This is a genomic window from Leifsonia sp. Root227 (assembly GCF_001428745.1).
In the GTDB taxonomy this organism is placed as follows: Bacteria; Actinomycetota; Actinomycetes; order Actinomycetales; family Microbacteriaceae; genus Leifsonia.
Map to the genome: position 1 here is coordinate 191,958 of NZ_LMIO01000003.1, position 23,497 is coordinate 215,454.

Below are 23,497 nucleotides of genomic sequence, written 5' to 3' on the forward strand. Positions count from 1 at the left end.
GATAACAGAGCGCGAAAACCCCGGTGACTCAGGCCTGGGGGATCTATGCCCTGGTCAGAGCTTCCGCAGGAGCACGGAGCTCACCGTGTGATCGGCGCCCTTCCGCAGCACCAGCTTGGCGCGGGAGCGCGTCGGCCGGATGTTCTGCGTGAGGTTGGGCTCGTTGATCGACTCCCAGATGCTGGATGCGCGCGCTCTGGCCTGCTCCTCCGTCAGCTCGGCGAAGCGGTGGAAGTACGACTTGGGATTGGTGAACGCCCCGCGCTGCAGCTTGAGGAAGCGTTCCTGGTACCAGTGCGCGATGTCGCGGGTGCGCGCATCCACGTAGACGGAGAAGTCGAACAGGTCGCTGACGGCGAGACGGTTCCCCCCGCCGGCAGGCTGGAGCACGTTGAGCCCTTCGACGATGAGGACGTCCGGCCGCCGGACCACGATCTCGGCGTCCGGCACGATGTCGTAGCTGAGGTGCGAGTAGAACGGCGCGCGCACCTCGGCCGCGCCGCTCTTGACGGCCGTGACGAAGCGCAGGAGGGCCTTGCGGTCGTACGACTCGGGGAAGCCCTTCCTGTCCATCAGGCCGCGACGCTCCAGCTCCGCGTTCGGCAGCAGGAACCCATCGGTGGTGACGAGCTCGACGCGGGGTGTGTCGTCCCACCGGGACAGCAGCTCCCGCATCAGGCGCGCGATGGTCGACTTGCCGACGGCGACGGAACCGGCGACGCCGATCACGAACGGTGTGCTCGCGGCGCGCTCGCCGAGGAACTGGCTGGTCACCCTGTGCAGCTGCTTCGCGCCGCCGACGTAGAGGTTCAGCAGGCGGCTGAGCGGCAGGTAGACCTCTTCGACCTCGCGCATGTCGAGAGGATCGCCGAGGCCCCGGAGCTGCACGATCTCGGTCTCCTTGAGCGGAAGCCGCGTGCTCTGCGCGAGGTCGGCCCAGTCGGCTCTGCTCAGCTCGACGAACGGGGACGAGTCGCCGTTGCCTGTGGATACGCCCTGTGCTGCGCCGTTCACCGCCATAGGCGACAAGTCTAGGGTGTCGCGCCAGGCTAAAATCGGCAGCATGTGTGGAATCGTGGGGTACGTCGGTACCGACAAGAGTGTTGAGGTCCTGCTCGGCGGCCTGAAGCGGCTGGAGTACCGCGGGTACGACTCGGCCGGTATCGCCGTGATCGGCCCGGACGGCCAGCTCGGCACGGCGAAGAAGGCGGGCAAGCTGTCCGCGCTCGCCGGTGAGCTGGAGGCGCACCCCATCCCGAACGGCGGAACGGGCATCGGCCACACCCGCTGGGCGACCCACGGCGGACCGACCGACCGCAACGCCCACCCGCACCTCGGAGACGACGGCAAGCTCGCCGTCATCCACAACGGCATCATCGAGAACTTCGCCACCCTGCGCGACGAGCTGCTCGCGGACGGCTTCACCTTCGAGTCGGAGACGGATACCGAGGTCGCCGCCGTGCTGCTCGGCCGCGAGTACCGCACGACGGGCGATCTGAACGAGGCGTTCCAGCGCGTCGTCTCCCGCCTCGAGGGCGCGTTCACGCTGCTCGCACTGCACAAGGACCAGCCGCACGTCGTCGTCGGCGCGCGCCGCAACTCGCCGCTGGTGATCGGCCTCGGAGACGGCGAGAACTTCCTCGGCTCCGACGTCGCAGCGTTCGTCGAGCACACCCGCAACGCGCTGGCCATCGGCCAGGACCAGATCGTCACCATCACCCCGGATGCGGTCACCGTCACCGACTTCTCCGGCGCCCCGGTCGAGGTGGAGCCGTTCGAGATCGCCTGGGACGCGTCCGCCGCCGAGAAGGGCGGCTGGTCGTCGTTCATGGCCAAGGAGATCGCTGAGGAGCCGGACGCGGTCGCGAACACGCTGCGCGGCCGCATCGTCGACGGCACCGTGCACATCCCGGAGCTGGACGTGCTGGGCGACGACAAGCTCTCGACCATCGACCGCATCACCATCATCGCGTGCGGCACCGCGGCGTACGCGGGCCTGGTGGGCAGCTACGCCATCGAGAAGTGGGCCCGCGTGCCCGTCACGGTCGAGCTGAGCCACGAGTTCCGCTACCGCGAACCCGTCATCACCGACAACACCCTCGTCATCTCGATCAGCCAGTCCGGCGAGACGATGGACACCCTGATGGCCGTCAAGTACGCCCGCGAGGCCGGCGCGACCGCCATCTCCGTCTGCAACACGCAGGGCGCGACCATCCCGCGCGAATCGGACGCGGCGCTGTACACGCACGCCGGCCCAGAGGTCGCCGTCGCGTCGACCAAGGCCTTCGTCGCGCAGATCACCGCTCTCTACCTGTTCGGCCTGCACCTGGCGCGCGTGCGCGGCACGCTGTCCGAAACGCAGCAGCACGACGCCATCGACGAGCTGCAGGCCGTTCCGGAGAAGATCGCCTCCGTGCTCGAATCGCACGAGACGATCGCGCAGCTCGCCAGGTGGATGTCCGACACCCGCTCCGTGCTCTTCCTCGGCCGCCACGTCGGTTACCCGATCGCCCTGGAGGGTGCGCTGAAGCTCAAGGAACTGGCGTACATCCACGCGGAGGGCTTCGCGGCCGGTGAGCTGAAGCACGGCCCGATCGCACTGATCGAGCCCGGCCAGCCGGTCTTCGTCGTCGTTCCCAGCCCGCGCTGGTCGGACGAGATGCACAAGAAGGTCGTCTCGAACATCCAGGAGATCCGCGCCCGCGGCGCCCGCGTCATCGCGATCGCGGAGGAGGGCGACGCCGCCGTGCTGCCGTTCGCCGACGAGGTCATCCGCATCCCGCTCGCCGCTCCGCTGTTCGAGCCGCTGCTCGCCGTGGTGCCGCTGCAGATCTTCGCCATGGAGCTCTCCGCGGCCAAGGGTCTCGACGTGGACCAGCCGCGCAACCTGGCCAAGTCCGTCACCGTCGAGTGACGGAGGGGCCGTGATCGCCGGGATCGGGGTCGATGTCGTCGACCTGGAACGCTTCGCCCGCTCGCTCGAGCGGACGCCGCGCCTGCGGGAACGGCTCTTCACCGACGCGGAGCGCGGCCTGCCTGTGCACTCGCTGGCGGCGCGCTTCGCGGCAAAGGAAGCGCTCATCAAGGCGCTCGGCGGCTCGGAGGGCGTGCGCTGGCACGACATGGAGATCGTCGCGGACGACGAGCGCAACCCTGGCTTCGTGCTCCACAACGTGATCGAACGGGACGTGCGCGAGCGGGGGATCGCGCACATCCATGTGACCATGACGCACGACGCAGGGGTGGCGACGGCGTTCGTGGTGACGGAGAGGGACAGTTGACCATCGCTCACGAGACCGAGGAGCGCGCGGACTTCCGCGAGGCCGTGATCGACCTGGGGGCGCTTGTGGCGAACGTCGCGCATCTCCGCGAGGTGGTCGGCACCGAGCACGTGATGGCGGTCGTCAAGGCGAACGCGTACGGCCACGGCGCCGTCGAGTGCGCGCGGGCGGCGCTCGCCGGGGGAGCGGACTGGCTCGGCGTCGCCGACCTCACCGAGGCGATGCAGCTGAGGGACGCCGGGATCGAGGCGCCGCTGCTGGCCTGGCTGCACGACCCGGATGCGGACTTCGCCCCCGCCATCGCCGCCGGCGTCGACATCGGGGTGTCCTCGATCGCGCAGCTCGACGCTGTCGCGGCCGCGCGGCGCGCCCTGGTGGAGCGCGGAGTCCTGCACGGGCAGGCGTTCGTGCAGCTGAAGCTGGAGACGGGCCTCAGCCGCAACGGCATCTCCGAGCCGCAGTGGGATGCGGCGTTCGCCCGTGCCCGCGAGCTGGAGCACGCGGGTGACATCGTCGTGCGCGGCGTCTTCAGTCACGTCTCGAACGCGTCGCCGGAGGACGACCGCGCCGCCGTCGCCGTCTACACCAGGGGTCTCGACCGTGCTGCGGCAGCGGGGCTGCGACCAGAGCTGCGTCACCTGGCCGCGTCCGCCGCGGCGCTGACCATCCCGGATGCGCGATTCAACCTGGTGCGCCTGGGCATCACCATCTACGGCCTGTCGCCGCTCGCCGGCCGGTCGAGCGCCGACCTGGGGCTGCGTCCGGTCATGACCCTGCGCGGCAGCGTCGCCGCCGTGCGCCGCGTGCCGGCTGGCACCGGCGTCTCCTACGACTACACCTATCGCACGTCTGGCGACACGACCCTGGCACTCGTGCCGCTCGGCTACGCGGAGGGCATCCCTCGCCACGCCTCCAACACGGCCCCCGTGGCGATCGCCGGTGGCACGTTCCGCGTCTGCGGCCGCATCGCCATGGACCAGTTCGTGGTGGACGTCGACGACCATCCCGTGCACGTCGGCGACGAGGTCGTCCTCTTCGGAGACCCTGCCACGGGCGTCCCGTCGGCGGACGACTGGGCGGAGGCCGCGGGCACCATCAACTACGAGATCGTGACGCGCATCGGCGCCAGAGTGCGCCGCCGCTACGTGGGGATGCCGTGACCGGCTACGTCTGGCCGCCGGTGACCAGGGTCGTGCCGACCGCTGCGGACATGCACACCTTCGGCGTCGAGCTGGCGGCCATCCTGCGCGCGGGCGACCTGGTGGTACTGAGCGGCCCGCTCGGCGCAGGCAAGACCACGATGACCCGCGGCATCGGCGACGGCCTGCAGGTGCGCGGCCCGGTGACGAGCCCCACCTTCGTGCTCGCCAGAACGCATCCGAGCGTCGTCGGCGGACCGCCGCTGGTGCACGTGGATGCGTACCGCCTCGGCAGCGCGCTGGAGCTGGACGACCTCGACATCGACTTCGCCCGCTCCGTCGTGGTGGTGGAGTGGGGCGCGGGGATGCTCGACGGCGTGACGGAGTCGTGGCTCGAGGTGCAGATCGCGCGGCCCACGGGCGCCGCGGACGTGGCGGGAGACTCCGCGAGCGACGGCGAGGACGACACGGACGACGACGCCGAGCTGGACGCCGACGAGCCGCGCACCGTCACGGTGAACGGGTACGGCCCCCGCTGGGCCTCCGGCTCGTCGCCGGAACCCGTTTAGGCTTGATCCATGCTTCTCGCCATCGACACCTCCGCCGGAACGAGTGTGGCCGTGGTCGATCGTGACCGCGGGGTCATCGCCGAGCGCACGGAGGCCGACACCATGCGGCACGCCGAGGTCATCGGCGAGCTGATCGAGGCGGTGCTGGCCGAGTCCGGCGTCCCCGTGAGCGCGCTGTCCGGCGTCGTCGCAGGCATGGGACCCGGCCCGTTCACCGGGCTGCGCGTCGGCATCGCGGCGGCCAAGGCGTTCGCCTTCGGCGCTGGGAAGCCGCTCGTGCCCGTCGTCAGCCACGACGCCGTCGCGTTCGAGCGCTACGGCGCGGGAACACTGGGTGATCTGCTCGTGGTGACGGATGCCCGCCGCAAGGAGCTGTACTGGTCCGCGTACTCCGGGGTGGACGAGCACGGCATCCCGGTGCGTCTGGACGGCCCTGGACTGACGAAGCCGGACGACCTGCCGCACGCAGGGATGACCCGGTTCGACGCATCCACTGTCTCGGCCGGCGCGCTCGGGATGATCGCCGAGCTGCGCTACGCGAACGGGCTGTCGTTCGACGCCGACGAGCCGCTCTACCTGCGGTCGCCGGACGTCACGCTCTCGTCCGGCCCCAAGCGGGTGAGCGCGTGACCGCCTGGCAGCTCAGGCGCGCCACCGACGACGATGTGGATGCGATCATGCAGCTCGAACGCGCCACCTTCGTCTCCGATGCGTGGTCGGAACACTCGATGCGCTCCGAGGTGGCGAGCGCGAACGGGTACTACCTCGTCGCGTTCGAGCCTGAGCATCCGGAGCGGATCGACGGTTACGCCGGACTGCTGGCGCCGCAGGGTGCAGGCGAGGGCGACATCCAGACCATCGCCGTCGCCCCGCACGCCCGCCGCAGGGGGCTCGGCCGCGTGCTGATGCTGTCGCTGATCGGCGAGGCGCGCAAGCGAGGGGCGCGTGAGGTGTTCCTCGAAGTGCGCGCGGACAACCCGGGGGCGCAGACCCTGTACCGCGAGCTCGGCTTCGAGGAGATCGGCGTGCGTCCCCGCTACTACCAGCCGGACGGCGTCGACGCGATCGTGATGCGGCTCGCCGTTCCGGCCCCGCAGACGACGATCGCCACGACCACAGAGACGACGGCATGAACAGAGAGAACCCCCTCGTCCTCGGCATCGAGACCTCCTGCGACGAGACCGGCATCGGCATCGTCAGGGGGACGACCCTCCTCGCCAACACCATCGCATCGTCGATGGACGAGCACGCGCGCTACGGCGGCGTCGTTCCTGAGGTCGCAGCGCGTGCCCACCTGGAGGCGCTGACGCCGACGCTGCGCACAGCGGTCGCCGACGCCGGCATCGACCTGGCCGACGTCGACGCGGTCGCCGTCACCAGCGGGCCGGGGCTGTCCGGCGCGCTGATGGTCGGCGTCGGTGCGGCGAAAGCGCTCGCCCTGTCGCTCGGCAAGCCGCTGTACGCGGTGAACCACCTGGTCGGCCACGTCGGAGCCGACCTCCTCGACGCCCACGGCGGAGATGGCCACCCCGTCGAGCTGCCGACGATCGCGCTCCTCGTCTCCGGCGGCCACACCTCGCTGCTGCTCGTCCGCGACCTGGTGACCGACGTCGAGCTGCTCGGCGAGACCATCGACGACGCGGCGGGCGAAGCGTTCGACAAGGTCGCGCGCGTCCTCGGGCTGCCGTATCCCGGCGGGCCGCAGATCGACAGGGTCGCCGTCGACGGAGACCCGAAGGCCATCCGGTTCCCCCGCGGCCTGACCAAGCCGAAAGACCTGGAGCACCACAGGTACGACTTCTCCTTCTCCGGGCTCAAGACCGCGGTCGCGCGCTGGGTCGAGCAGCGGCAGGATGCGGGAGAGCCCGTGCCCGTCGCCGACGTCGCCGCCTCGTTCCGCGAGGCCGTCGTGGATGTGCTGATCACCAAGGCGCTCGCCGCCTGCGCCGACCACGGCGTCCCTCGGCTGCTGCTCGGCGGAGGGGTGGTCGCGAACGCGCGAGTGCGGCAGGTCGCGCAGGAGCGGGCGACGGCCGCGGGGGTCGAGCTGCGCATCCCCGCCCTGTCGCTGTGCACGGACAACGGGGCGATGATCGCCGCTCTCGGCGCCCAGCTGATCATGGCAGGCCACGAGCCGAGCACTCTCGGCTTCTCGGCGGACTCGACCCTCCCTGTCACCGAGATCCAGGTCATGCGCTGACCTGCGGGGGCGCGGATACGACCGAGGTATCGCGCGGCCGCCGCACACCGTGGTACTGCGGTCCCCATTCCTGTGCGGACGCTCACGGTGGCGCATCCCGATCGGTATGGTGGTTCGAGGGGGCGCCGATGGGGGACTGTCGTTGACACCCCTGTGCACGCGCTGCCAGCATTGGCTGCGTTACAGGAATTTCTCAGGATTGAAGGAGATGGGTCTCATGACCGATCCGAACGTGCCGGCGGAGCCGGTGGACCCCAACGCACAGAGCGGCGACGTGCCGACCGGAGAGGCGCAGACCGGCGCGGTTCCTCCCGTCCCGCCCGAGGCTCCGGCAGCGCCCGTGCCCCCGGCGGCGCCCGTTCCGCCCGCGGGCTACGGCCAGCAGCCGCAGGCACCTGGCCAGCCGTACGGTCAGCAGCAGCAGCCGTACGGTCAGCAGCAGCCGTATGGCCAGCAGCCGTACGGGCAGCAGCAGCCCTATGGCCAGCAGCAGCCGTATGGCCAGCAGCCGTACGGGCAGCAGCAGCCATACGGCCAGCCCGCATACGGCCAGCCTGCCCCCGGATACGCGCAGCCGTATGCGGCGCCCGCCAAGTCCCCGACGCTGAGCATCCTGTCGATGGTCGGTGGCATCATCGGCGTCGTGCTCGGCTGGGTCTACGGCATCGGCTTCCCGTTCGGCGTCGCCGCGATCATCCTCGGCTTCATCGGCAAGAGGAAGGAACCGGCCGCGAAGGGCTTCTGGCTCACCGGCATCATCACCGGATTCGTCAGTGTGCTGTTCTCTGTGATCATCTGGGTGGTCATCATCATCTTCATCATCGCCGTGAGCGCGAGCAGCAACTACTACAGCGGATACTGATCCTCCGGCTGTCCGATGGGCCGGGATGCGCGCGAGCGTGTCCCGGCCCATCGTCGTCTCCGGCCAGTCGATCGGGTCAGTGGATGCGTTCCACCAGCATCGCCGTGTGCTTGCCTGCCACGCGCGTGAGCAGCAAGGTCGCGGACGCCGAGCCGCTCAGGGAGAGGCGCTTGCGGAGCGTGGCAGGGTCGACATCCACGCCCCGCTTCTTGATCTCCAGGGTGCCGATGCCGCGCTCGCGGAGGGCGCGCTTCAGGTCGCGTTCGTTGAACGGCAGCGTCTCGATCACGCGGAAAGCCGTGGCGAACGGTGTGGTGGAGAGGGTGTCCGAGGTGATGTACGCGATGCCGTCCGCGAGCATCCGGCCGTCGACGCTGCGCGCGAGGTCGCCGATCAGCCTGGCGCGGATGACGGCGCCGTCCGGTTCGTAGAGGTAGTCGCCGAGCCCGCCGGTCGCCTCGTCGTCGCTGTCAGCGCGCGCGGTGAGCTCGTCGGCCTCGTCGCCTCTGATCACCAGGGCGGCGCGGCCGACGCCAGGGCGCGCGAGCACACCGAACCAGAGGCCCATCTCGACCACCTGGCCGTCCACCGAGACCCACTGGGCTTCAGCGGAGGAGGGGATGAGGTCGCGGTCGAGGCCGGGACCGAGCTTGACGCCGACGGACCGTCCCGTCGCCAGCTCGAAGGCGAAGCCGAGGGACGGGGAGTACTCGTCCGGGTCGGTGAGACGGGAGGTCTGGCCGTGCCCTGCCGTTCGCCTGGCCGGGTCGAGGAAGACGCCGTCGAACGAGCGCAGGTCGACGTCCTCCGCCTTCCTGTGCTCCACCGTCGTGCGGGGGAACGGGGCGAGGTTGTAGCTGGCGATCGCGGCGGTGACCTCGTCGGCGTCGACGGCGAGAACCTCGATGTCGAGCGCGGAGATGGCGAGCGCATCGCCCCCGATGCCGCAGCCGAGGTCGGCGACGCGCTCGAGCCCCGCCGACTGGAAGCGTCCGGCGTGCCGGGCGGCGACCGGCAGCCTGGTCGCCTGTTCGAGCCCGGCCTCTGTGAAGAGCATCCGCTCGGCGAAGTCGCCGAACTTTGCCGTGGCCTTCGAACGGAGCTTGGCCTGGGTGAGCACGGCGGCGACCAGCCCGGGGGAGTGGCCTGCCTTGCGCAGGTCGCTGACCATCCGGAGCACGTCGCGCTCCGAGTGGTACGGCGGAAGCGAATCGAGCAGCCGCAGCCCCTCGGTGGAGAGTAGCTCGACGAGTTCCGACCGGTCCATGCGACTCACGCTACCTCCTCCGCGTCACCCTCTTGGCACTCACGTTGCGTGACTGCTAACGCACCCTCTAAACTCGTGTTAGCACTCTCACTATGAGGCTGCTAACTCACGTCTTTGTTCACGCCTGTGTTTGTAGGAAAGAGGGTCAACCGTGTCGGTCTCCATCAAGCCGCTCGAGGATCGCATCGTCATCAAGCAGGTCGAGGCTGAGCAGACCACTGCATCTGGTCTGGTCATCCCCGACACTGCCAAGGAGAAGCCGCAGGAGGGCGAAGTCGTCGCCGTCGGCCCCGGCCGCATCGACGACAACGGCAACCGCGTTCCGCTCGACGTCGCCGTCGGCGACAAGGTGATCTACTCCAAGTACGGCGGAACCGAGGTCAAGTTCGGTGGCGAGGACTACCTCGTCCTCTCCGCTCGCGACGTTCTGGCCGTCGTCGTCCGCTGACGACAGGCTGTTCGAAGGCCCGGATGCGCACGCGCATCCGGGCCTTCGTCGTTCTCCGTGTCCCTCGTCGCGCGTAGGATCGCTCCGTGTCCCAGAGCGAAACATCACAGAGCGAGCCCGTCACCGCCAAGCCCCTGTCCGAACACCGTCGCTCCGGTCTCGTCTACGCCATCTCCGCGTACGTCCTCTGGGGCATCCTGCCCATCTACTTCCTGTCGCTCGTGCCGGCGAGCGCGTGGGAGATCGTCGCGTGGCGGGTGCTGTTCTCGCTGGTCTTCTGCGCCATCCTGCTCACGGTCACCAGGAAATGGCGCGCGTTCGGCTCCCTGCTGCTGAACAAGCGGGTCGTCTTCACCATGGGCGTCGCCGGAGCGCTGATCTATGTCAACTGGCAGACCTACGTGCTCGCGACGGTCAGCGGCCATGTCGTCGAGGCGGCGCTCGGGTACTTCATCAACCCGATCGTGACGGTCTTCCTCGGCGTGCTCGTGCAGCGCGAGAAGCTGCGGGTCGCGCAGTGGGTGGCGGTCGGCGTGAGCGTGATCGCGGTGGTCGTCCTGGCGATCGGCTACGGCTCGATGCCGTGGATCGCGCTCATCCTGGCCTTCTCGTTCGGACTGTACGGCCTCATCAAGAAGCGCGTCGGTGGGGCAGTGGATGCGGTTTCCGGACTGACCCTGGAGACCATGTGGCTGACCCCCGTCGCCATCGTGCAGCTCGTCGTGGTCGGGGCGACGGTCGGCGTCACGCTCGGCACGGTCAGCGTCTGGCACACGATCGCGCTGGTCGGTACCGGCGTCATCACCGCCGTGCCTCTCCTCTTCTTCGCCGCTGCCTCGCGGAGGCTGCCGCTGGTCTACATGGGGTTCATCCAGTACTTCGCCCCGTTCATCCAGTTCCTGGTCGGCGTGGTGGTGCTGCACGAGGCCATGCCGCCAGAGCGCTGGTTCGGTTTCGCCATCGTGTGGTTCGCACTGCTCATCCTGTGCGTCGACATGATCGTCGCCAGCCGCTCCGGCCGGAAAGCTGCGGAACTCGACGTCGCGACCGTGGAATAAACCACCAGGGTTCTGCCGTTACGATTGATTATCCGCAGGCGCTGGTGGCGGCGGACTTCTTCCAACTCCGCAACGACTAAGGGGTGAAATGGATCAGTCGGATCCGTTCGGTTTCATCGGTTTGACCTACGACGACGTGATGCTCCTTCCCGGGTACACGGACGTCATCCCGAGTGAGGTCGACACCTCCTCGCGGCTCACCAAGCGCATCTCGGTCTCCGCTCCGCTCCTCTCGAGCGCGATGGACACCGTCACAGAGTCCCGCATGGCCGTCGCCATGGCGCGGCAGGGCGGCATCGGCATTCTGCACCGCAACCTCTCGATCGAAGACCAGGCGGCGCACGTCGACAAGGTCAAGCGGTCCGAGTCGGGCATGATCACCAATCCCGTCACCACCACCCCGGACGCCACCGTCGAAGAAGTGGATGCGCTCTGCGGCCAGTTCCGCGTCAGCGGCCTCCCCGTGGTCGAGGCGGACGGCACCCTCGTCGGCATCATCACCAACCGCGACATGCGCTTCGTGTCGCCGTTCGAGCGCACCACCACCTATGTGCGCGACGTGATGACCAGGATGCCCCTGATCACCGCTCCTGTCGGCATCGACCCGGACTCCGCGGTCGCCATCTTCGCCGAGCACAAGATCGAGAAGCTCCCCCTGGTCGACGCCGACGGTCGCCTGCGCGGGCTCATCACGGTCAAGGACTTCGACAAGAGCGAGAAGTACCCGAACGCCACAAAGGACGACGAGGGCCGGCTGCGCGTCGGCGCAGCGATCGGCTTCTTCGGCGACGGCTGGGAGCGTGCGATGACCCTCATCGACGCCGGCGTCGACGTCATCGTGGTCGACACGGCCAACGGAGAGAGCCGCGGCGTGCTCGACATCATCAGCAGGCTGAAGCACGAGCCGCGCGCCAAGCACGTCGACGTGATCGGCGGCCAGGCCGCCACCCGCTCCGGCGCTCAGGCACTCATCGACGCCGGCGCTGACGCGATCAAGGTCGGCGTCGGACCCGGCTCCATCTGCACCACCCGCGTCGTCGCCGGTGTCGGTGTTCCGCAGGTGACCGCGGTCTACGAGTCCTCGCTCGCCGCGCGCCCGGCCGGGGTGCCGCTGATCGCCGACGGCGGTCTGCAGTACTCTGGCGACATCGCGAAGGCGCTCGTGGCCGGTGCGGACACCGTGATGCTCGGCTCGCTGCTCGCCGGAACCTCGGAGTCGCCGGGAGACCTGGTCTTCGTCAACGGCAAGCAGTTCAAGAACTACCGCGGCATGGGCTCGCTCGGTGCGATGCAGACCCGCGGCAAGAAGACCTCGTACTCCCGCGACCGCTACTTCCAGGCGGACGTTCCGAGCGACGAGCAGCTCATCGCCGAGGGCATCGAGGGCCAGGTGCCGTACCGCGGCCCGCTTTCGGCCGTCGCATACCAGCTGCTCGGCGGCCTGCGTCAGTCGATGTTCTACGTCGGCGCCCGCACCATCCCCGAGCTCAAGGAGCGCGGCAAGTTCGTGCGCATCACCCCCGCAGGGCTCAAGGAGTCGCACCCGCACGACATCCAGATGGTCGTGGAGTCGCCGAACTACACACGCTGAGCTCGGCTACGCCGGGTCACTCCGCTGAACGAAACCGTCGTCCCCTCCCCGTGGGCGGCGGTTTCGTCTATTCTGGAAGGCTTTGTCCGCATCCAGATCAGGAGTTCGCCTCATGGGTCACATCGACGTCGCCGGTGTCTCGTACACCCTCGCCGACGGGCGGCCTCTGCTCGACGACGTCAGCTTCCGGGTCGGCGACGGCCGTGTCTCCGCGCTGATCGGCGCGAACGGTGCTGGCAAGTCGACCCTGCTGCGCATCATCCGCGGCGAGCTCCGGCCGGATTCCGGCGTGGTGGCCATCGACGGAGGGCTCGGGGTGATGGATCAGTTCGTCGGGCACGTCCGCGACGACCGGACCGTGCACGACCTGCTCATCCAGGTGGCTCCGCCTACGGTGCGCGGGGCGGCCGAGCGGCTGATCGCCGCCGAGGACGCGATCATCGTGCGCGACGAGACGGACACCCAGCTGCGCTATGCGACGGCGCTCGCCGAGTACGCGGATGCGGGCGGGTACGAGCACGAGGTGCTGTGGGACCACTGCACCGTCGCCGCCCTCGGCATCCCGTTCGAGCGCGCCAGGCTCCGCACCGTGCGGACCCTCTCCGGTGGCGAGCAGAAGCGCGTCGTGCTGGAGGCGCTGCTGCGCGGGCCTGACCAGGTGCTGCTGCTCGACGAGCCGGACAACTACCTGGATGTGCCTGGCAAACGCTGGCTGGAAGACCAGCTGCGCTCGACGCCGAAGACGGTCCTGCTCGTCTCGCACGATCGCGAGCTGCTGGCCAGCGCCGCCGACCGCATCGTCACGCTGGAGCTCGGCGCGGCGGGCAACACCACGTGGACGCACGGCGGCGGCTTCGGCGGCTATCACGCGGCGCGCGAGGAGCGCATGGCCAGGCTGGAGGAGCTGCGCAGGCGCTGGGACGAGGAGCACGCCAAGCTGAAAGCGCTGGTGCTGCGGTTCAAAGAGAAGGCGAAGTACAACAGCGATCTCGCTTCGGCGTACCAGGCGGCGCAGACCAGGCTCGCGAAGTTCCTGGAGGCCGGCCCGCCAGAGGCGCGCCCGCGCGAGCAGAACGTGCGGATGCGCCTCACCGGTGCGCGCACAGGACGTCGCGTCGTCGAGTGCCACGGCCTGGAACTGACCGGGCTGATGCGCCCGTTCGACGCCGAGATCTGGTTCGGCGAGCGGGTCGCGGTGCTCGGCTCCAACGGCTCAGGCAAGTCGCACTTCCTGCGGCTTCTCGCGGCGGGAGGGACGGACCCCGACCCTGCCGCCGGGCACCTCGCGTCTGCGGACGTCGCCGGAGCACCCGTTCCGCACACGGGCGTTGCGAAGCTCGGCGCGCGGGTGGCGCCCGGGCTCTTCGCGCAGGCCCACGAGCATCCGGAGCTGGTGGGAAGGACCCTGCTGGACATCCTGCATCGCGGCGACGACCGCAGAGACGGGATGCCGCGAGAGGCGGCCAGCCGCGTTCTCGACCGCTACGGACTCGCCGTCGCAGCGGAGCAGACGTTCGAGTCGCTGTCCGGCGGCCAGCAGGCGCGCCTGCAGATCCTCCTGCTCGAACTGTCAGGGGCGACCCTTCTGCTCCTGGACGAGCCGACCGACAACCTCGACCTCGTCTCGGCCGAGGCGCTGGAGGAAGGTCTGGCGGGTTTCGAGGGCACGGTGGTCGCCGTGACGCACGACCGCTGGTTCGCGCGCGGCTTCGACCGGTTCCTGATGTTCGGAGAGGACGGCGAGGTCTACGAGGCCGACGAGCCGGTGTGGGACGAAGGCCGCGTGGCGCGGGCGCGCTGAACCGTCAGGCTGGCTGTCAGCGCTTCCCGGGCTCAGCGCATCCGGTGGATGCGCGCGATCGCCTCCGTCAGCACCTCTGCCGAGCACGCGAAGTTGAGCCGCACGAACCCGGCGCCCTGCGCTCCGAAGTCGGTGCCGGGGTTCAGCGCGACCTTCGCCTCCGACAGGATGCGGGCGCTGGGGTCGTCGCCCCAGCCGAGCCCGCGCAGGTCCAGCCAGGAGAGGTAGCTCGCGTGCGGCTCGCGGTAGCGCACATCCGGGAGCTGGTCGGCCAGCAGGCTGCCGAGCAGAGTGCGGTTGGCCTGGATCGCGGCCAGCGCATCCACCAGCCAGTCGCGTCCGTCGCGGTATGCGGCCTCTGTCGCGATGCGCCCGAAGTGGCTAGTGCGCACCTCCACCTCCACCGGCAGCGATCGGATGCGGTCGGTCATCCTGTCGTCCGCCGTCACGAAGAGCGCGCACTTGAGTCCTGCGAGGTTCCAGGCCTTGCTGGCGGCGTGGGCGGCGATGCCGTGGCGGCGCGCGTCCGCGGACACAGACAGGAACGGCGTGAACGTCGCGTCGGTGTGGGTCAGCGGTGCGTGCACCTCGTCGCTCACCACCGTCGCGTCGTAGCGCGCAGCGAGCGTGGCCACCGCGGCGAGCTGCTCCGCCGAGTGGACCAGCCCCAGGGGATTGTGCGGGTTGCAGAGCAGGAACGCCCTGGCGCCGCCGGCGAATGCGCGCTCGATCCCGTCCAGATCGAGCGACCAGCCGTCGGTCTCCGACGACAGCAGCGGCACCTCCTCGACCACGCCGCCGGCCTCTGGAATGAACTCGTAGAACGGCGGATAGACCGGGGGAGTGATGATGACGCGGTCGCCTGGCTCGATCGCCAGTCGCAGCGACTCGACGATCACCACGCTCACATCCGCGGTCGTGAGGGTGCGTTCCGGTTCCACCGTCCAGCCCCAGGAGGAGGCGGCGAAGCCCGCGAAGGCGCGCTTCGCCCTCTCGTCCGGCCCGATGTATCCGGTGTCAGAGCGCGCGACGGCGGCGTGAAGCGCATCCGCGATCGGCTCGGCGAGCGGGTAGTCCATCTCGGCGACGAAGAGCGGGAGGACGTCGTCTGGATATGCGCGCCATTTCTCGCTGGTGCGCATCCTGAGCTGGGAGAGCGGGGAGGCTTCGACGGTCATGAGACCACTCTGCCAGCCCTCCGCCATAGACTGAACGGGTGAGTATGGAGATTGAGATCGGGCGCGCCAAGCGCGCTCGCCGCGTTTACGCCTTCGATGACATCGCCGTGGTTCCGAGCCGGCGCACCCGCGACCCCGAGGATGTGTCGGTGTCGTGGTCCATCGACGCGTACCAGTTCTCCATCCCGTTCCTCGCAGCTCCCATGGACTCGGTCGTCTCCCCGACCACCGCGATCATGATGGGCCAGCTCGGCGGCCTCGGCGTCCTCGACCTCGAAGGACTCTGGACCCGCTACGAAGACCCTGAGCCCCTGCTCGCCGAGATCCGCTCCCTGTCCGCCGAGAACGCCACGGCCAGGATGCAGGAGATCTACGCGGAGCCGATCAAGCCGGAGCTCGTCACTGCGCGCCTCGCCGAGATCCGCGAGGGCGGCGTCACGGTCGCAGGCGCCCTCTCGCCGCAGCGCACCCAGGAGCTCTACGAGACCGTCGTCGCAGCAGGCGTCGACCTGTTCGTGATCCGCGGCACCACCGTCTCGGCCGAGCACGTCTCCAAGAGCGTCGAGCCGCTCAACCTCAAGAAGTTCATCTACGAGCTGGATGTGCCCGTCATCGTCGGCGGAGCAGCCACGTACACCGCCGCCCTGCACCTGATGCGCACCGGCGCGGCCGGCGTGCTCGTCGGCTTCGGCGGCGGCGCAGCGTCCACCACGCGCTCCACCCTCGGCATCCACGCGCCGATGGCGACCGCCGTCGCAGACGTCGCCGGCGCTCGCCGCGACTACATGGACGAGTCGGGCGGACGCTACGTCCACGTCATCGCGGACGGCGGGCTCGGCAGCTCCGGCGACATCGTCAAGGCCATCGCCTGCGGAGCGGACGCCGTCATGCTCGGCACGACGCTCGCCAGGGCGACGGACGCACCGGGCGGCGGATACCACTGGGGTGCGGAGGCGCACCACTCGCAGCTCCCGCGCGGCAACCGCGTCGAGGTCGGACAGGTCGCCCCGCTCGAGGAGATCCTCTACGGACCGGCGCCGGTCGCAGAGGGCTCTGCGAATCTGGTGGGAGCCCTGCGACGCTCGATGGCAACCACGGGATACTCGGACTTGAAGGAGTTCCAGCGCGTCGAGGTCGTCGTCGCACCGTACCAAGCGCAGTAAGAGTCGGCCGAAGGCGGCCGAGTGAGGGAGAGAACGATGGTCACACAAGGATCGACGTCCAACCCCGCCGTGACGTATCCGTCACGGCTCGGCCCGGCAGAGCGAGCTGATGCGATCGCTGCGCTGAAAGACACCGAGCTCGACATCCTCGTGGTCGGAGGCGGCATCGTCGGCACCGGCAGCGCAGTGGATGCCGTCACCCGTGGTCTCAGCGTCGGCCTGGTCGAGGCGCGTGACTTCGCATCCGGCACGTCGAGCAGGTCGTCGAAGCTGGTGCACGGCGGCATCCGGTATCTGGAGCAGCTCGACTTCCGGCTGGTGCGCGAGGCGCTGATCGAGCGCGGGCTGCTGCTGCAGCGGATCGCACCGCACCTCGTGAAGCCGGTGCGGTTCCTCTACCCGTTGAAGAAGCGGGTGATCGAGCGCGCGTACGTCGGCGCCGGCATGATGCTCTACGACATCTTCTCCTACACCGGCTTGCGCCCGCCGGGGGTTCCGCACCACCGCCACCTGTCCAAGCGGCAGGTGCAGCGCGCCATCCCGAGCCTGGCCAACGACGCGCTCGTCGGAGGCATCACGTATTACGACGCCCAGGTGGACGACGCCCGCTACGTCGCGAACCTGGCACGCACGGCCGCGCACTACGGTGCTCACGTGGCCACCAGGGTGCGCGTCGAGGGCTTCGTGAAGGTGGGCGAGCGCGTGGTCGGCGTGCAGGCGCACGACCTGGAGACAGGCGAGCGCTTCGAGATCCGCGCCAAGCAGGTCGTCAACGCGACCGGCGTGTGGACGGACGACACCCAGGCGATGGTGGGGGAGCGCGGCCAGTTCAAGGTGCGCGCATCCAAGGGCATCCACCTGGTCGTGCCGCGCGACAGGTTCCAGTCGAAGATGGGCCTGCTGCTGCGCACCGAGAAGAGCGTGCTCTTCGTCATCCCGTGGGGCAGGCACTGGCTGATCGGCACCACGGACACCGACTGGCACCTCGACAAGGCGCACCCGGCAGCGACCGCGGCGGACATCGACTACCTGCTCGCCCACGTGAACGCGGTGCTCGGCATCCCGCTGACCCGTGAAGACGTGGAGGGCGTGTACGCCGGGCTCCGCCCATTGCTCGCCGGCGAGTCGGAGGAGACCTCCAAGCTGTCCCGCGAGCACCTGGTCGCACACTCCGTGCCCGGCCTGGTCGTGATCGCCGGCGGCAAGTGGACCACGTACCGGATCATGGCGAAGGACGCGATCGACGCGGCAGTGGATGCGCTCGACGGCAAGATCCCGAGCAGTGCGACGATGGACATCGCGCTGGTCGGCGCGGAGGGCTACCAGGCCGCGTGGAACAGGCGCAAGCGCATCGCAGCGGACAGCGGCCTGCATGTCGCCAGGATCGAGCACCTGCTCAACCGGTACGGCACGATGGCGGAGGACATCCTCGACCTCGTGCGCGACGACCCCGAGCTCGGCAACCCGCTGCCGGGCGCGGACGACTACATCGGCGCGGAGGTCGTGTACGCGGCGTCGCACGAGGGCGCCCTGCACCTGGAGGACGTGCTCGCCAGGCGCACCCGCATCTCGATCGAGGCGTGGGACCGCGGCGTCTCGGCCGCTCCCGTCGCCGCGCGCCTCCTGGCCGGAGTGCTCGGCTGGGACAAAGCGCGGGAGGAGCGCGAGGTGCGGACGTACCTGGAGCGCGTCGCCGCCGAGCGGGCGAGCCAGTTGCAGCCGGATGACGAGTCGGCCGACCGCATCCGGTTGGAGGCGCCGGACATCGTGGATGTCGACGCAGCAGCGCTGAAAGCCGAGAAGGCGCCAAAGACGGCGAAGTAGGGCCCGTACACCATCAAGCCCGGAGCCACCTTCAGGTGGCTCCGGTATTCTTGGTGCACCTGCCCCCAACACAATTGGAGACGGAACATGGTTGACGTTCGACGGGTCAAGTTGCCCGGGGTCGGGGTGCTGCACACATTCGTCACAGACGATGGCGGAAAGGTCGGCGTGATCGCCCACCGGTCCGGGCACAGCGACCTCATCACCTTCTCAGACCACGAAGACGGCGCGGACGTGACGAAGGTGTCGCTGCGCCTCAACGACGACGAGGCCCACACGCTCGCCGAACTGCTCGGTGGAACGCAGATCACCGAGTCGCTGACCGCGCTCGACCAGATCCCCGGCCTCAGCATCGACTGGTTCAGCGTCGACTACGAAGACCACATCGCAGGGCAGCAGCTCGGCAGCCCTGCGGACCGCGGCATCGCGGGACTGACGGTCGTCGCCGTCGTGCGCGGGGACTCCGCGAACCCGGCGCCCGCCCCCGACTTCAAGGTGTTCCCCGGCGACACGCTCGTCGTCGCAGGGTCGCCGGAGAAGGTCGCCAAGGCGTTCGCCTTCTTCCGCTCGGGTGAGCTGCCCGTGCGCGCCACCGTCGACGCACCGCCAGGGGGGTAGCCATGCATCTCGGCGAAGACCTCATCATTCTCGGCGTCCTCCTGCTCGTGGCATACGTGCTCGGGCGCCTCGGCAAGCTGGTGGGTCTCCCCGCGATCCCCATCTACATGATCGTCGGGCTGCTCGCCAGCCCGCACACCGGGTGGTTCCCGCTCAATCTCGAGTCGAACTACATCGAGCTGATCGCGATCTTCGGTCTGATCCTCCTGCTGTTCAATCTGGGCCTGGAGTTCGATCAGGACGAGTTCTTCGGCAACTTCGGCAAGCTCATCATCTCCGGCGGCTCGTACATCGTCGTCAACATGGGCGTCGGCCTCATCTTCGGCTTCATGGTCGGCTGGGGAACCCGCGAGGCGCTGATCATCGCCGGCATGACGGCGACATCGTCCAGCGCGATCGTCACCAAGCTGCTGATCGAGCTGAAACGTCTGGCCAACACCGAGACCCCGATGATCCTCGGGGTCACCGTGGTCGAGGACATCTTCATCGCGATCTACCTCGCGATCGTCTCCGTGGTGCTGAGCGGCGAGACGGACTTCTGGCCGATCGTCGCGAAACTCGGCATCGCATTCACGTTCCTCGTCGTGATGTTCACGATCGCGCGCTGGGGCGGCCGCTACGTCTCGAAGCTGTTCCACACCAAGGACGACGAGCTCTTCACTATCCTGTTCTTCGGCTTCGCAGTGCTGTTCGCCGGGATCGGGGAGGTGCTCGGCGTCACGGACGCGATCGGAGCGTTCCTGATCGGTCTCGTGCTCGGCGCCACGAAGTACCGCAACAAGATCGAGCACATCGCCATCCCGTTGCGCGACGTCTTCGCCGCGTTCTTCTTCCTCAACTTCGGTCTTGCGCTGAACGCCGCCCAGTTCCCGTCGGTGGTCGTTCCCGTGCTGCTGGCCGTGCTGCTCACGATCGTGCTGAACATCCTCGCAGGACAGTTCGTGGCGTGGATCAACGGGATGGGCGCACAGGCAGGCATCAACACCACGGTCATCCTGCAGAACCGCGGGGAATTCGCGCTGATCCTCGCGACGCTGTCGCTGAGCGCAGGGCTGGATGAACGCATCCAGCCGTTCGCCGGGCTCTACGTGCTGATCATGGCCGTCATCGGCCCGATCCTCGCAGCAAACTCCGAGAAGATCGGTGCGATGATTCTTCGGACCGGCAAACGCCAGAAGAAGAAGCGCGCCACGAAACCCGAACGCGATCCGATGCTCGACGAGGAGATCGCGTTGGTGGAGGCTGCCACGGCCGACCTCGACCCTGAGGCGCGCTCGGACGACACCCGGCAGGCCATCGACCGCGTCGTCGACCAGGCCATGCAGCAAGACAGCAGCGACCGAAAGCGGGACTGAGCCATTAGCACGACCACCGGCAGTGGAGAGACCACGCTGTTCCAGATGATGCTGCGCCCTCGCTGGATCGGCGCGCTGGTCTTCGCTCTCCTGCTGGCAGGTGGATTCGCGTGGCTGGGCCAGTGGCAGCTCGAGCGCGCCGTCGCAGCGGGCACGGTCGTCGACGTGCCGAGCGAGACGGTCCTGCCGCTCGCGCAGGTGGCGAAGCCGGGTGGGCCGATCGCCGACACGGCGACTGGCCAGTACGTCACGGTGACCGGGTCGTTCGTGCCAGAGGACTACCAACTGCTGAAGGGCCGGCTCAACCACGGAACCTCCGGCTGGTGGGTCGTCGCGCACGTGACTGTGCCAGGCGCGGACGGCGCGAAGCCGGTCGCGCTCGCGGTCGCGCGCGGCTGGGCGGCCGACGAGGCGACCGCCACGTCCGCCATGAAGCGTCTCGCCGCAGAGCCGGCCGATGACCAGGCGATCGTCGGCCGGCTGCTGCCGACGGAGGGCCCGGAGGCGCCGACGGACAAGAAGCACCCCACGGTGATGACGATGATGTCGGTCGCGGCGCTCTACAACCTCTGGACAGGCGTCGACGGCATGGACGTGTACTCGGCGTACGTCGTCGAGAAGACGCCTCCGGCCGGTCTGACCAAGATCGAGTCGCCCCCGCCCATCCAGGAGCGCACGCTCAACTGGCTCAACATCTTCTATGCGGCGGAGTGGATCATCTTCGCCGGATTCGCGGTCTTCCTCTGGTATCGCCTGGTGAAGGACGCGAAGGAGAAGGAAGACGAACTGCGCGAGCTCGCGGCCGGAACGGCGACGCAGCTCGGGAAAGTAGAATAGACCCATGCCCCTCGCTCCCAAGCTCGCCGATTTCCCGAAGATCCGCGGGGCGCTCCGGTTCTACCAGGTGTTCGCATACATCACCGGCATCATGCTGCTGCTCCTCTGTGTAGAGATGATCATCAAGTACGGCATGGGCTACCAGATGTTCGCGTTCGGCAACCACGGCGTCTTCGCCTTCGTGCCGGTGAACGATCCTGTGACGCCGACCGGCGTGGACCTGAGCACGGGCATCCTGATCGCACACGGCTGGCTGTACGTCGTGTACCTCTTCTCCGACTTCCGGCTCTGGAGCCTGATGCGCTGGAACTTCACGAAGTTCGTCGCGATCGCCCTCGGTGGCGTCGTCCCGTTCCTCTCGTTCTTCGTGGAGACGCGCATCACCAAGCAGGTGAAGTCCTATCTGGCCGGCCGTGAGGCCGAGGAAGCGACCCTCGTGGAGGCATCAAATTAGCACCGATCCAGCATTCGCCGACCTGCTCGGAGGGGCCGATTCGGCCAACCCGTCCGGCCCGGTCCTCGTCGTCGACTTCGGTGCGCAGTACGCGCAGCTGATCGCGCGCAGGGTCCGTGAGGCCAACGTCTACTCGGAGATCGTGCCGCACACCGTGACGGCAGCGGAGGTCGCCGCCAAGAAGCCGTCCGGCATCGTGCTCTCCGGCGGACCGTCCAGCGTCTACGAAGACGGCGCGCCGCAGCTCGACGAGGCGATCTTCGAGCTCGGCGTCCCCGTGCTGGGCATCTGCTACGGCTTCCAGGTGATGGCCACCGCCCTCGGCGGCGAGGTCGCCCACACCGGACTGCGCGAGTACGGCTCGACCGCGGTGCGCATCTTGGATTCGGGCGTCCTGCTCGACGGCCAGCCGGAAGAGCAGACCGCGTGGATGAGCCACGGCGACTCTGTGTCCAAGGCGCCGGAGGGCTTCGAGGTCCTCGCATCCACCGACTCCACCCCCGTCGCGGCCTTCGCCAACGACGAGCGCAAGCTCTACGGCGTGCAGTGGCACCCGGAGGTGAAGCACTCCGCATACGGCCAGGCCGTGCTGGAGAACTTCCTGCACCGCGCAGCGGGCATCCCCGCCGACTGGAACAGCGGCAACGTGATCGCCGACCAGGTCGCGGCCATCCGGGCCCAGGTGGGTTCCGGCCGTGTCATCTGCGGTCTCTCCGGCGGTGTCGACTCCGCTGTGGCGGCGGCCATCGTGCACAAGGCCGTCGGCGACCAGCTCGTCTGTGTCTTCGTCGACCACGGCCTGCTCCGCAAGGACGAGGCCCGCCAGGTCGAGGAGGACTACGTCAAGGCCACCGGCGTCCGTCTCGTCACCATCGACGCGGAGGAGCAGTTCCTCTCTGCTCTCGCCGGTGTCAGCGACCCGGAGACGAAGCGCAAGATCATCGGCCGCGAGTTCATCCGCACCTTCGAGAAGGCCCAGGCCGACCTGATCGCCGAAGCGGCCAGCGAGGGCGACCCGATCCGCTTCCTCGTGCAGGGCACCCTGTACCCGGACGTGGTCGAGTCCGGCGGCGGCTCCGGCACGGCGAACATCAAGAGCCACCACAACGTCGGCGGGCTCCCGGAAGACCTGCAGTTCGAGCTCGTCGAGCCGCTGCGCACCCTCTTCAAAGACGAGGTGCGCGCCATCGGCCGCGAGCTCGGCCTGCCGGAGGTCATCGTCGGCCGCCAGCCGTTCCCGGGCCCCGGCCTGGGCATCCGGATCGTCGGAGAGGTCACCCGCGAGCGCCTCGACCTCCTCCGCGACGCCGACGCGATCGTGCGCGCCGAACTCACCGCGGCCGGTCTCGACACCGAGATCTGGCAGTGCCCGGTCGTGCTCCTCGCCGACGTGCGCTCCGTCGGCGTCCAGGGCGACGGACGTACGTACGGCCACCCGATCGTGCTGCGCCCTGTCTCGAGCGAGGACGCCATGACGGCGGACTGGACCCGCCTGCCGTACGACCTGCTCGCCAAGATCTCCAACCGCATCACCAACGAGGTCGACGGCGTCAACCGCGTCGTGCTCGACGTCACGTCGAAGCCGCCGGGAACGATCGAATGGGAGTAGGCGGACCGGCTCCGGCCGCCGCCTGACAAGGGCCGGGGTGCTCGCGCGTCCCGGCCCTTAACGCGTGCTAAATACCGTAGGGTACGAAAACCTCGAAGATGTGTGGGAAAATGGCGACTGCAGTTGTGCCAACCCCGCTGCAGCCGTGATACGAAAGCGAGTCAGCACCACCGATGTCCGTGAAGAACTGGCTTTGGAGCACTCACGTCCAAGATGAGACGCGAGCGCGTGGTGAGTCGATCT

22 protein-coding genes are annotated in these 23,497 nt (G+C 68.8%); 19 read left to right on the top strand and 3 right to left on the bottom strand.

From position 1 onward, the window contains the following. Nucleotides 1–54 precede the first annotated feature (54 nt). Nucleotides 55–1,020, bottom strand: a complete 966-nt coding sequence (coaA, locus tag ASE16_RS11025; protein ID WP_055894851.1) for a type I pantothenate kinase — start codon at nucleotides 1,018–1,020, stop codon at nucleotides 55–57. Between the two features lie 43 nt (nucleotides 1,021–1,063). Between coaA and glmS the strand changes: the two genes are divergently transcribed. The 8 genes from glmS (at nucleotide 1,064) to ASE16_RS11065 (ending at nucleotide 8,051) form a co-directional block, all read left to right on the top strand. Beyond that, nucleotides 1,064–2,914, top strand: a complete 1,851-nt coding sequence (gene glmS / locus ASE16_RS11030; protein ID WP_055894854.1) for a glutamine--fructose-6-phosphate transaminase (isomerizing) — start codon at nucleotides 1,064–1,066, stop codon at nucleotides 2,912–2,914. 10 nt (nucleotides 2,915–2,924) lie between these two features. Continuing rightward, nucleotides 2,925–3,281, top strand: a complete 357-nt coding sequence (locus ASE16_RS11035; protein ID WP_055894856.1) for a holo-ACP synthase — start codon at nucleotides 2,925–2,927, stop codon at nucleotides 3,279–3,281. Continuing rightward, the gene (gene alr / locus ASE16_RS11040) at nucleotides 3,278–4,441 is read left to right on the top strand and encodes an alanine racemase (RefSeq protein ID WP_235500464.1); all 1,164 of its coding nucleotides are present in this window, start codon (nucleotides 3,278–3,280) and stop codon (nucleotides 4,439–4,441) included. The genes ASE16_RS11035 and alr overlap by 4 nt, the downstream gene beginning before the upstream one ends. Then, nucleotides 4,438–4,989 carry a tRNA (adenosine(37)-N6)-threonylcarbamoyltransferase complex ATPase subunit type 1 TsaE gene (gene tsaE, locus ASE16_RS11045; RefSeq protein WP_055894859.1) on the top strand — a complete coding sequence of 184 codons (552 nt, stop codon included), beginning with the start codon at nucleotides 4,438–4,440 and terminating at the stop codon, nucleotides 4,987–4,989. The genes alr and tsaE overlap by 4 nt, the downstream gene beginning before the upstream one ends. Nucleotides 4,990–4,998: 9 nt before the next feature. Next, entirely contained in the window at nucleotides 4,999–5,619 is a 621-nt protein-coding gene (tsaB, locus tag ASE16_RS11050; RefSeq protein ID WP_055894861.1) for a tRNA (adenosine(37)-N6)-threonylcarbamoyltransferase complex dimerization subunit type 1 TsaB, read from the top strand. Next, nucleotides 5,616–6,122, top strand: a complete 507-nt coding sequence (rimI, locus tag ASE16_RS11055; RefSeq protein ID WP_235500465.1) for a ribosomal protein S18-alanine N-acetyltransferase — start codon at nucleotides 5,616–5,618, stop codon at nucleotides 6,120–6,122. Before tsaB ends, rimI begins: the two co-directional genes overlap by 4 nt. After that, a complete protein-coding gene (tsaD, locus tag ASE16_RS11060; RefSeq protein WP_055894864.1) occupies nucleotides 6,119–7,189 on the top strand; it encodes a tRNA (adenosine(37)-N6)-threonylcarbamoyltransferase complex transferase subunit TsaD in 1,071 nt (356 codons plus the stop codon). Before rimI ends, tsaD begins: the two co-directional genes overlap by 4 nt. A 217-nt stretch (nucleotides 7,190–7,406) precedes the next feature. Beyond that, a complete protein-coding gene (locus ASE16_RS11065) occupies nucleotides 7,407–8,051 on the top strand; it encodes a DUF4190 domain-containing protein (RefSeq protein WP_055896350.1) in 645 nt (214 codons plus the stop codon). Nucleotides 8,052–8,127: 76 nt separating this feature from the next. Here ASE16_RS11065 and ASE16_RS11070 read toward each other — a convergent pair whose 3' ends face one another. Further along, on the bottom strand, nucleotides 8,128–9,318 hold the full coding sequence (locus tag ASE16_RS11070) for a THUMP-like domain-containing protein (protein ID WP_055894866.1): 1,191 nt from the start codon (nucleotides 9,316–9,318) through the stop codon (nucleotides 8,128–8,130). Nucleotides 9,319–9,469: 151 nt separating this feature from the next. On the opposite strand from ASE16_RS11070, the gene groES reads away from it, so the two are divergent. The 4 genes from groES (at nucleotide 9,470) to ASE16_RS11090 (ending at nucleotide 14,216) form a co-directional block, all read left to right on the top strand. Beyond that, complete coding sequence (gene groES / locus ASE16_RS11075) at nucleotides 9,470–9,766, top strand: co-chaperone GroES (RefSeq protein ID WP_055894868.1); 297 nt, start codon at nucleotides 9,470–9,472, stop codon at nucleotides 9,764–9,766. 86 nt (nucleotides 9,767–9,852) lie between these two features. Next, complete coding sequence (gene rarD, locus ASE16_RS11080; protein WP_414843031.1) at nucleotides 9,853–10,824, top strand: EamA family transporter RarD; 972 nt, start codon at nucleotides 9,853–9,855, stop codon at nucleotides 10,822–10,824. Between the two features lie 88 nt (nucleotides 10,825–10,912). Continuing rightward, nucleotides 10,913–12,415, top strand: a complete 1,503-nt coding sequence (gene guaB, locus ASE16_RS11085) for an IMP dehydrogenase (protein ID WP_055894870.1) — start codon at nucleotides 10,913–10,915, stop codon at nucleotides 12,413–12,415. Between the two features lie 112 nt (nucleotides 12,416–12,527). Continuing rightward, on the top strand, nucleotides 12,528–14,216 hold the full coding sequence (locus ASE16_RS11090) for an ABC-F family ATP-binding cassette domain-containing protein (RefSeq protein ID WP_055894873.1): 1,689 nt from the start codon (nucleotides 12,528–12,530) through the stop codon (nucleotides 14,214–14,216). A 32-nt stretch (nucleotides 14,217–14,248) separates the two neighbouring features. Here the strand turns inward: ASE16_RS11090 and ASE16_RS11095 are convergent, their stop codons facing one another. Further along, complete coding sequence (locus ASE16_RS11095) at nucleotides 14,249–15,394, bottom strand: MalY/PatB family protein (RefSeq protein WP_055896357.1); 1,146 nt, start codon at nucleotides 15,392–15,394, stop codon at nucleotides 14,249–14,251. A 44-nt stretch (nucleotides 15,395–15,438) separates the two neighbouring features. Between ASE16_RS11095 and ASE16_RS11100 the strand changes: the two genes are divergently transcribed. From ASE16_RS11100 to guaA, 7 genes are all read left to right on the top strand, one after another. Further along, a complete protein-coding gene (locus ASE16_RS11100; RefSeq protein ID WP_055894875.1) occupies nucleotides 15,439–16,557 on the top strand; it encodes a GuaB3 family IMP dehydrogenase-related protein in 1,119 nt (372 codons plus the stop codon). Nucleotides 16,558–16,593: 36 nt separating this feature from the next. Next, nucleotides 16,594–18,381 carry a glycerol-3-phosphate dehydrogenase/oxidase gene (locus tag ASE16_RS11105; protein WP_082581393.1) on the top strand — a complete coding sequence of 596 codons (1,788 nt, stop codon included), beginning with the start codon at nucleotides 16,594–16,596 and terminating at the stop codon, nucleotides 18,379–18,381. Nucleotides 18,382–18,468: 87 nt separating this feature from the next. Further along, entirely contained in the window at nucleotides 18,469–18,999 is a 531-nt protein-coding gene (locus ASE16_RS11110) for a cation:proton antiporter regulatory subunit (protein WP_055894880.1), read from the top strand. Between the two features lie 2 nt (nucleotides 19,000–19,001). Further along, nucleotides 19,002–20,354, top strand: coding sequence for a cation:proton antiporter (locus ASE16_RS11115; RefSeq protein WP_055894883.1), 1,353 nt, complete (start codon nucleotides 19,002–19,004; stop codon nucleotides 20,352–20,354). 45 nt (nucleotides 20,355–20,399) lie between these two features. Continuing rightward, a complete protein-coding gene (locus ASE16_RS11120; RefSeq protein ID WP_055894885.1) occupies nucleotides 20,400–21,191 on the top strand; it encodes an SURF1 family protein in 792 nt (263 codons plus the stop codon). A gap of 4 nt (nucleotides 21,192–21,195) precedes the next feature. Continuing rightward, a complete protein-coding gene (locus tag ASE16_RS11125; protein ID WP_055894888.1) occupies nucleotides 21,196–21,645 on the top strand; it encodes a DUF3817 domain-containing protein in 450 nt (149 codons plus the stop codon). Nucleotides 21,646–21,667: 22 nt separating this feature from the next. Next, nucleotides 21,668–23,254, top strand: a complete 1,587-nt coding sequence (gene guaA, locus ASE16_RS11130) for a glutamine-hydrolyzing GMP synthase (protein ID WP_055896360.1) — start codon at nucleotides 21,668–21,670, stop codon at nucleotides 23,252–23,254. Nucleotides 23,255–23,497 lie beyond the last annotated feature (243 nt).

Excerpts from the sequence above, each read along its gene's own strand:
- coaA (WP_055894851.1), bottom strand. The coding sequence starts at position 1,020 with ATGGCGGTGAACGGCGCAGCACAGGGCGTATCCACAGGCAACGGCGAC.
- glmS (WP_055894854.1), top strand. The coding sequence starts at position 1,064 with ATGTGTGGAATCGTGGGGTACGTCGGTACCGACAAGAGTGTTGAGGTC.
- tsaB (WP_055894861.1), top strand. The coding sequence starts at position 4,999 with ATGCTTCTCGCCATCGACACCTCCGCCGGAACGAGTGTGGCCGTGGTC.
- tsaD (WP_055894864.1), top strand. The coding sequence starts at position 6,119 with ATGAACAGAGAGAACCCCCTCGTCCTCGGCATCGAGACCTCCTGCGAC.
- ASE16_RS11065 (WP_055896350.1), top strand. The coding sequence starts at position 7,407 with ATGACCGATCCGAACGTGCCGGCGGAGCCGGTGGACCCCAACGCACAG.
- ASE16_RS11070 (WP_055894866.1), bottom strand. The coding sequence starts at position 9,318 with ATGGACCGGTCGGAACTCGTCGAGCTACTCTCCACCGAGGGGCTGCGG.
- guaB (WP_055894870.1), top strand. The coding sequence starts at position 10,913 with ATGGATCAGTCGGATCCGTTCGGTTTCATCGGTTTGACCTACGACGAC.
- ASE16_RS11090 (WP_055894873.1), top strand. The coding sequence starts at position 12,528 with ATGGGTCACATCGACGTCGCCGGTGTCTCGTACACCCTCGCCGACGGG.
- ASE16_RS11095 (WP_055896357.1), bottom strand. The coding sequence starts at position 15,394 with ATGACCGTCGAAGCCTCCCCGCTCTCCCAGCTCAGGATGCGCACCAGC.
- ASE16_RS11100 (WP_055894875.1), top strand. The coding sequence starts at position 15,439 with ATGGAGATTGAGATCGGGCGCGCCAAGCGCGCTCGCCGCGTTTACGCC.
- ASE16_RS11105 (WP_082581393.1), top strand. The coding sequence starts at position 16,594 with ATGGTCACACAAGGATCGACGTCCAACCCCGCCGTGACGTATCCGTCA.
- ASE16_RS11110 (WP_055894880.1), top strand. The coding sequence starts at position 18,469 with ATGGTTGACGTTCGACGGGTCAAGTTGCCCGGGGTCGGGGTGCTGCAC.
- ASE16_RS11115 (WP_055894883.1), top strand. The coding sequence starts at position 19,002 with ATGCATCTCGGCGAAGACCTCATCATTCTCGGCGTCCTCCTGCTCGTG.
- ASE16_RS11120 (WP_055894885.1), top strand. The coding sequence starts at position 20,400 with ATGATGCTGCGCCCTCGCTGGATCGGCGCGCTGGTCTTCGCTCTCCTG.
- ASE16_RS11125 (WP_055894888.1), top strand. The coding sequence starts at position 21,196 with ATGCCCCTCGCTCCCAAGCTCGCCGATTTCCCGAAGATCCGCGGGGCG.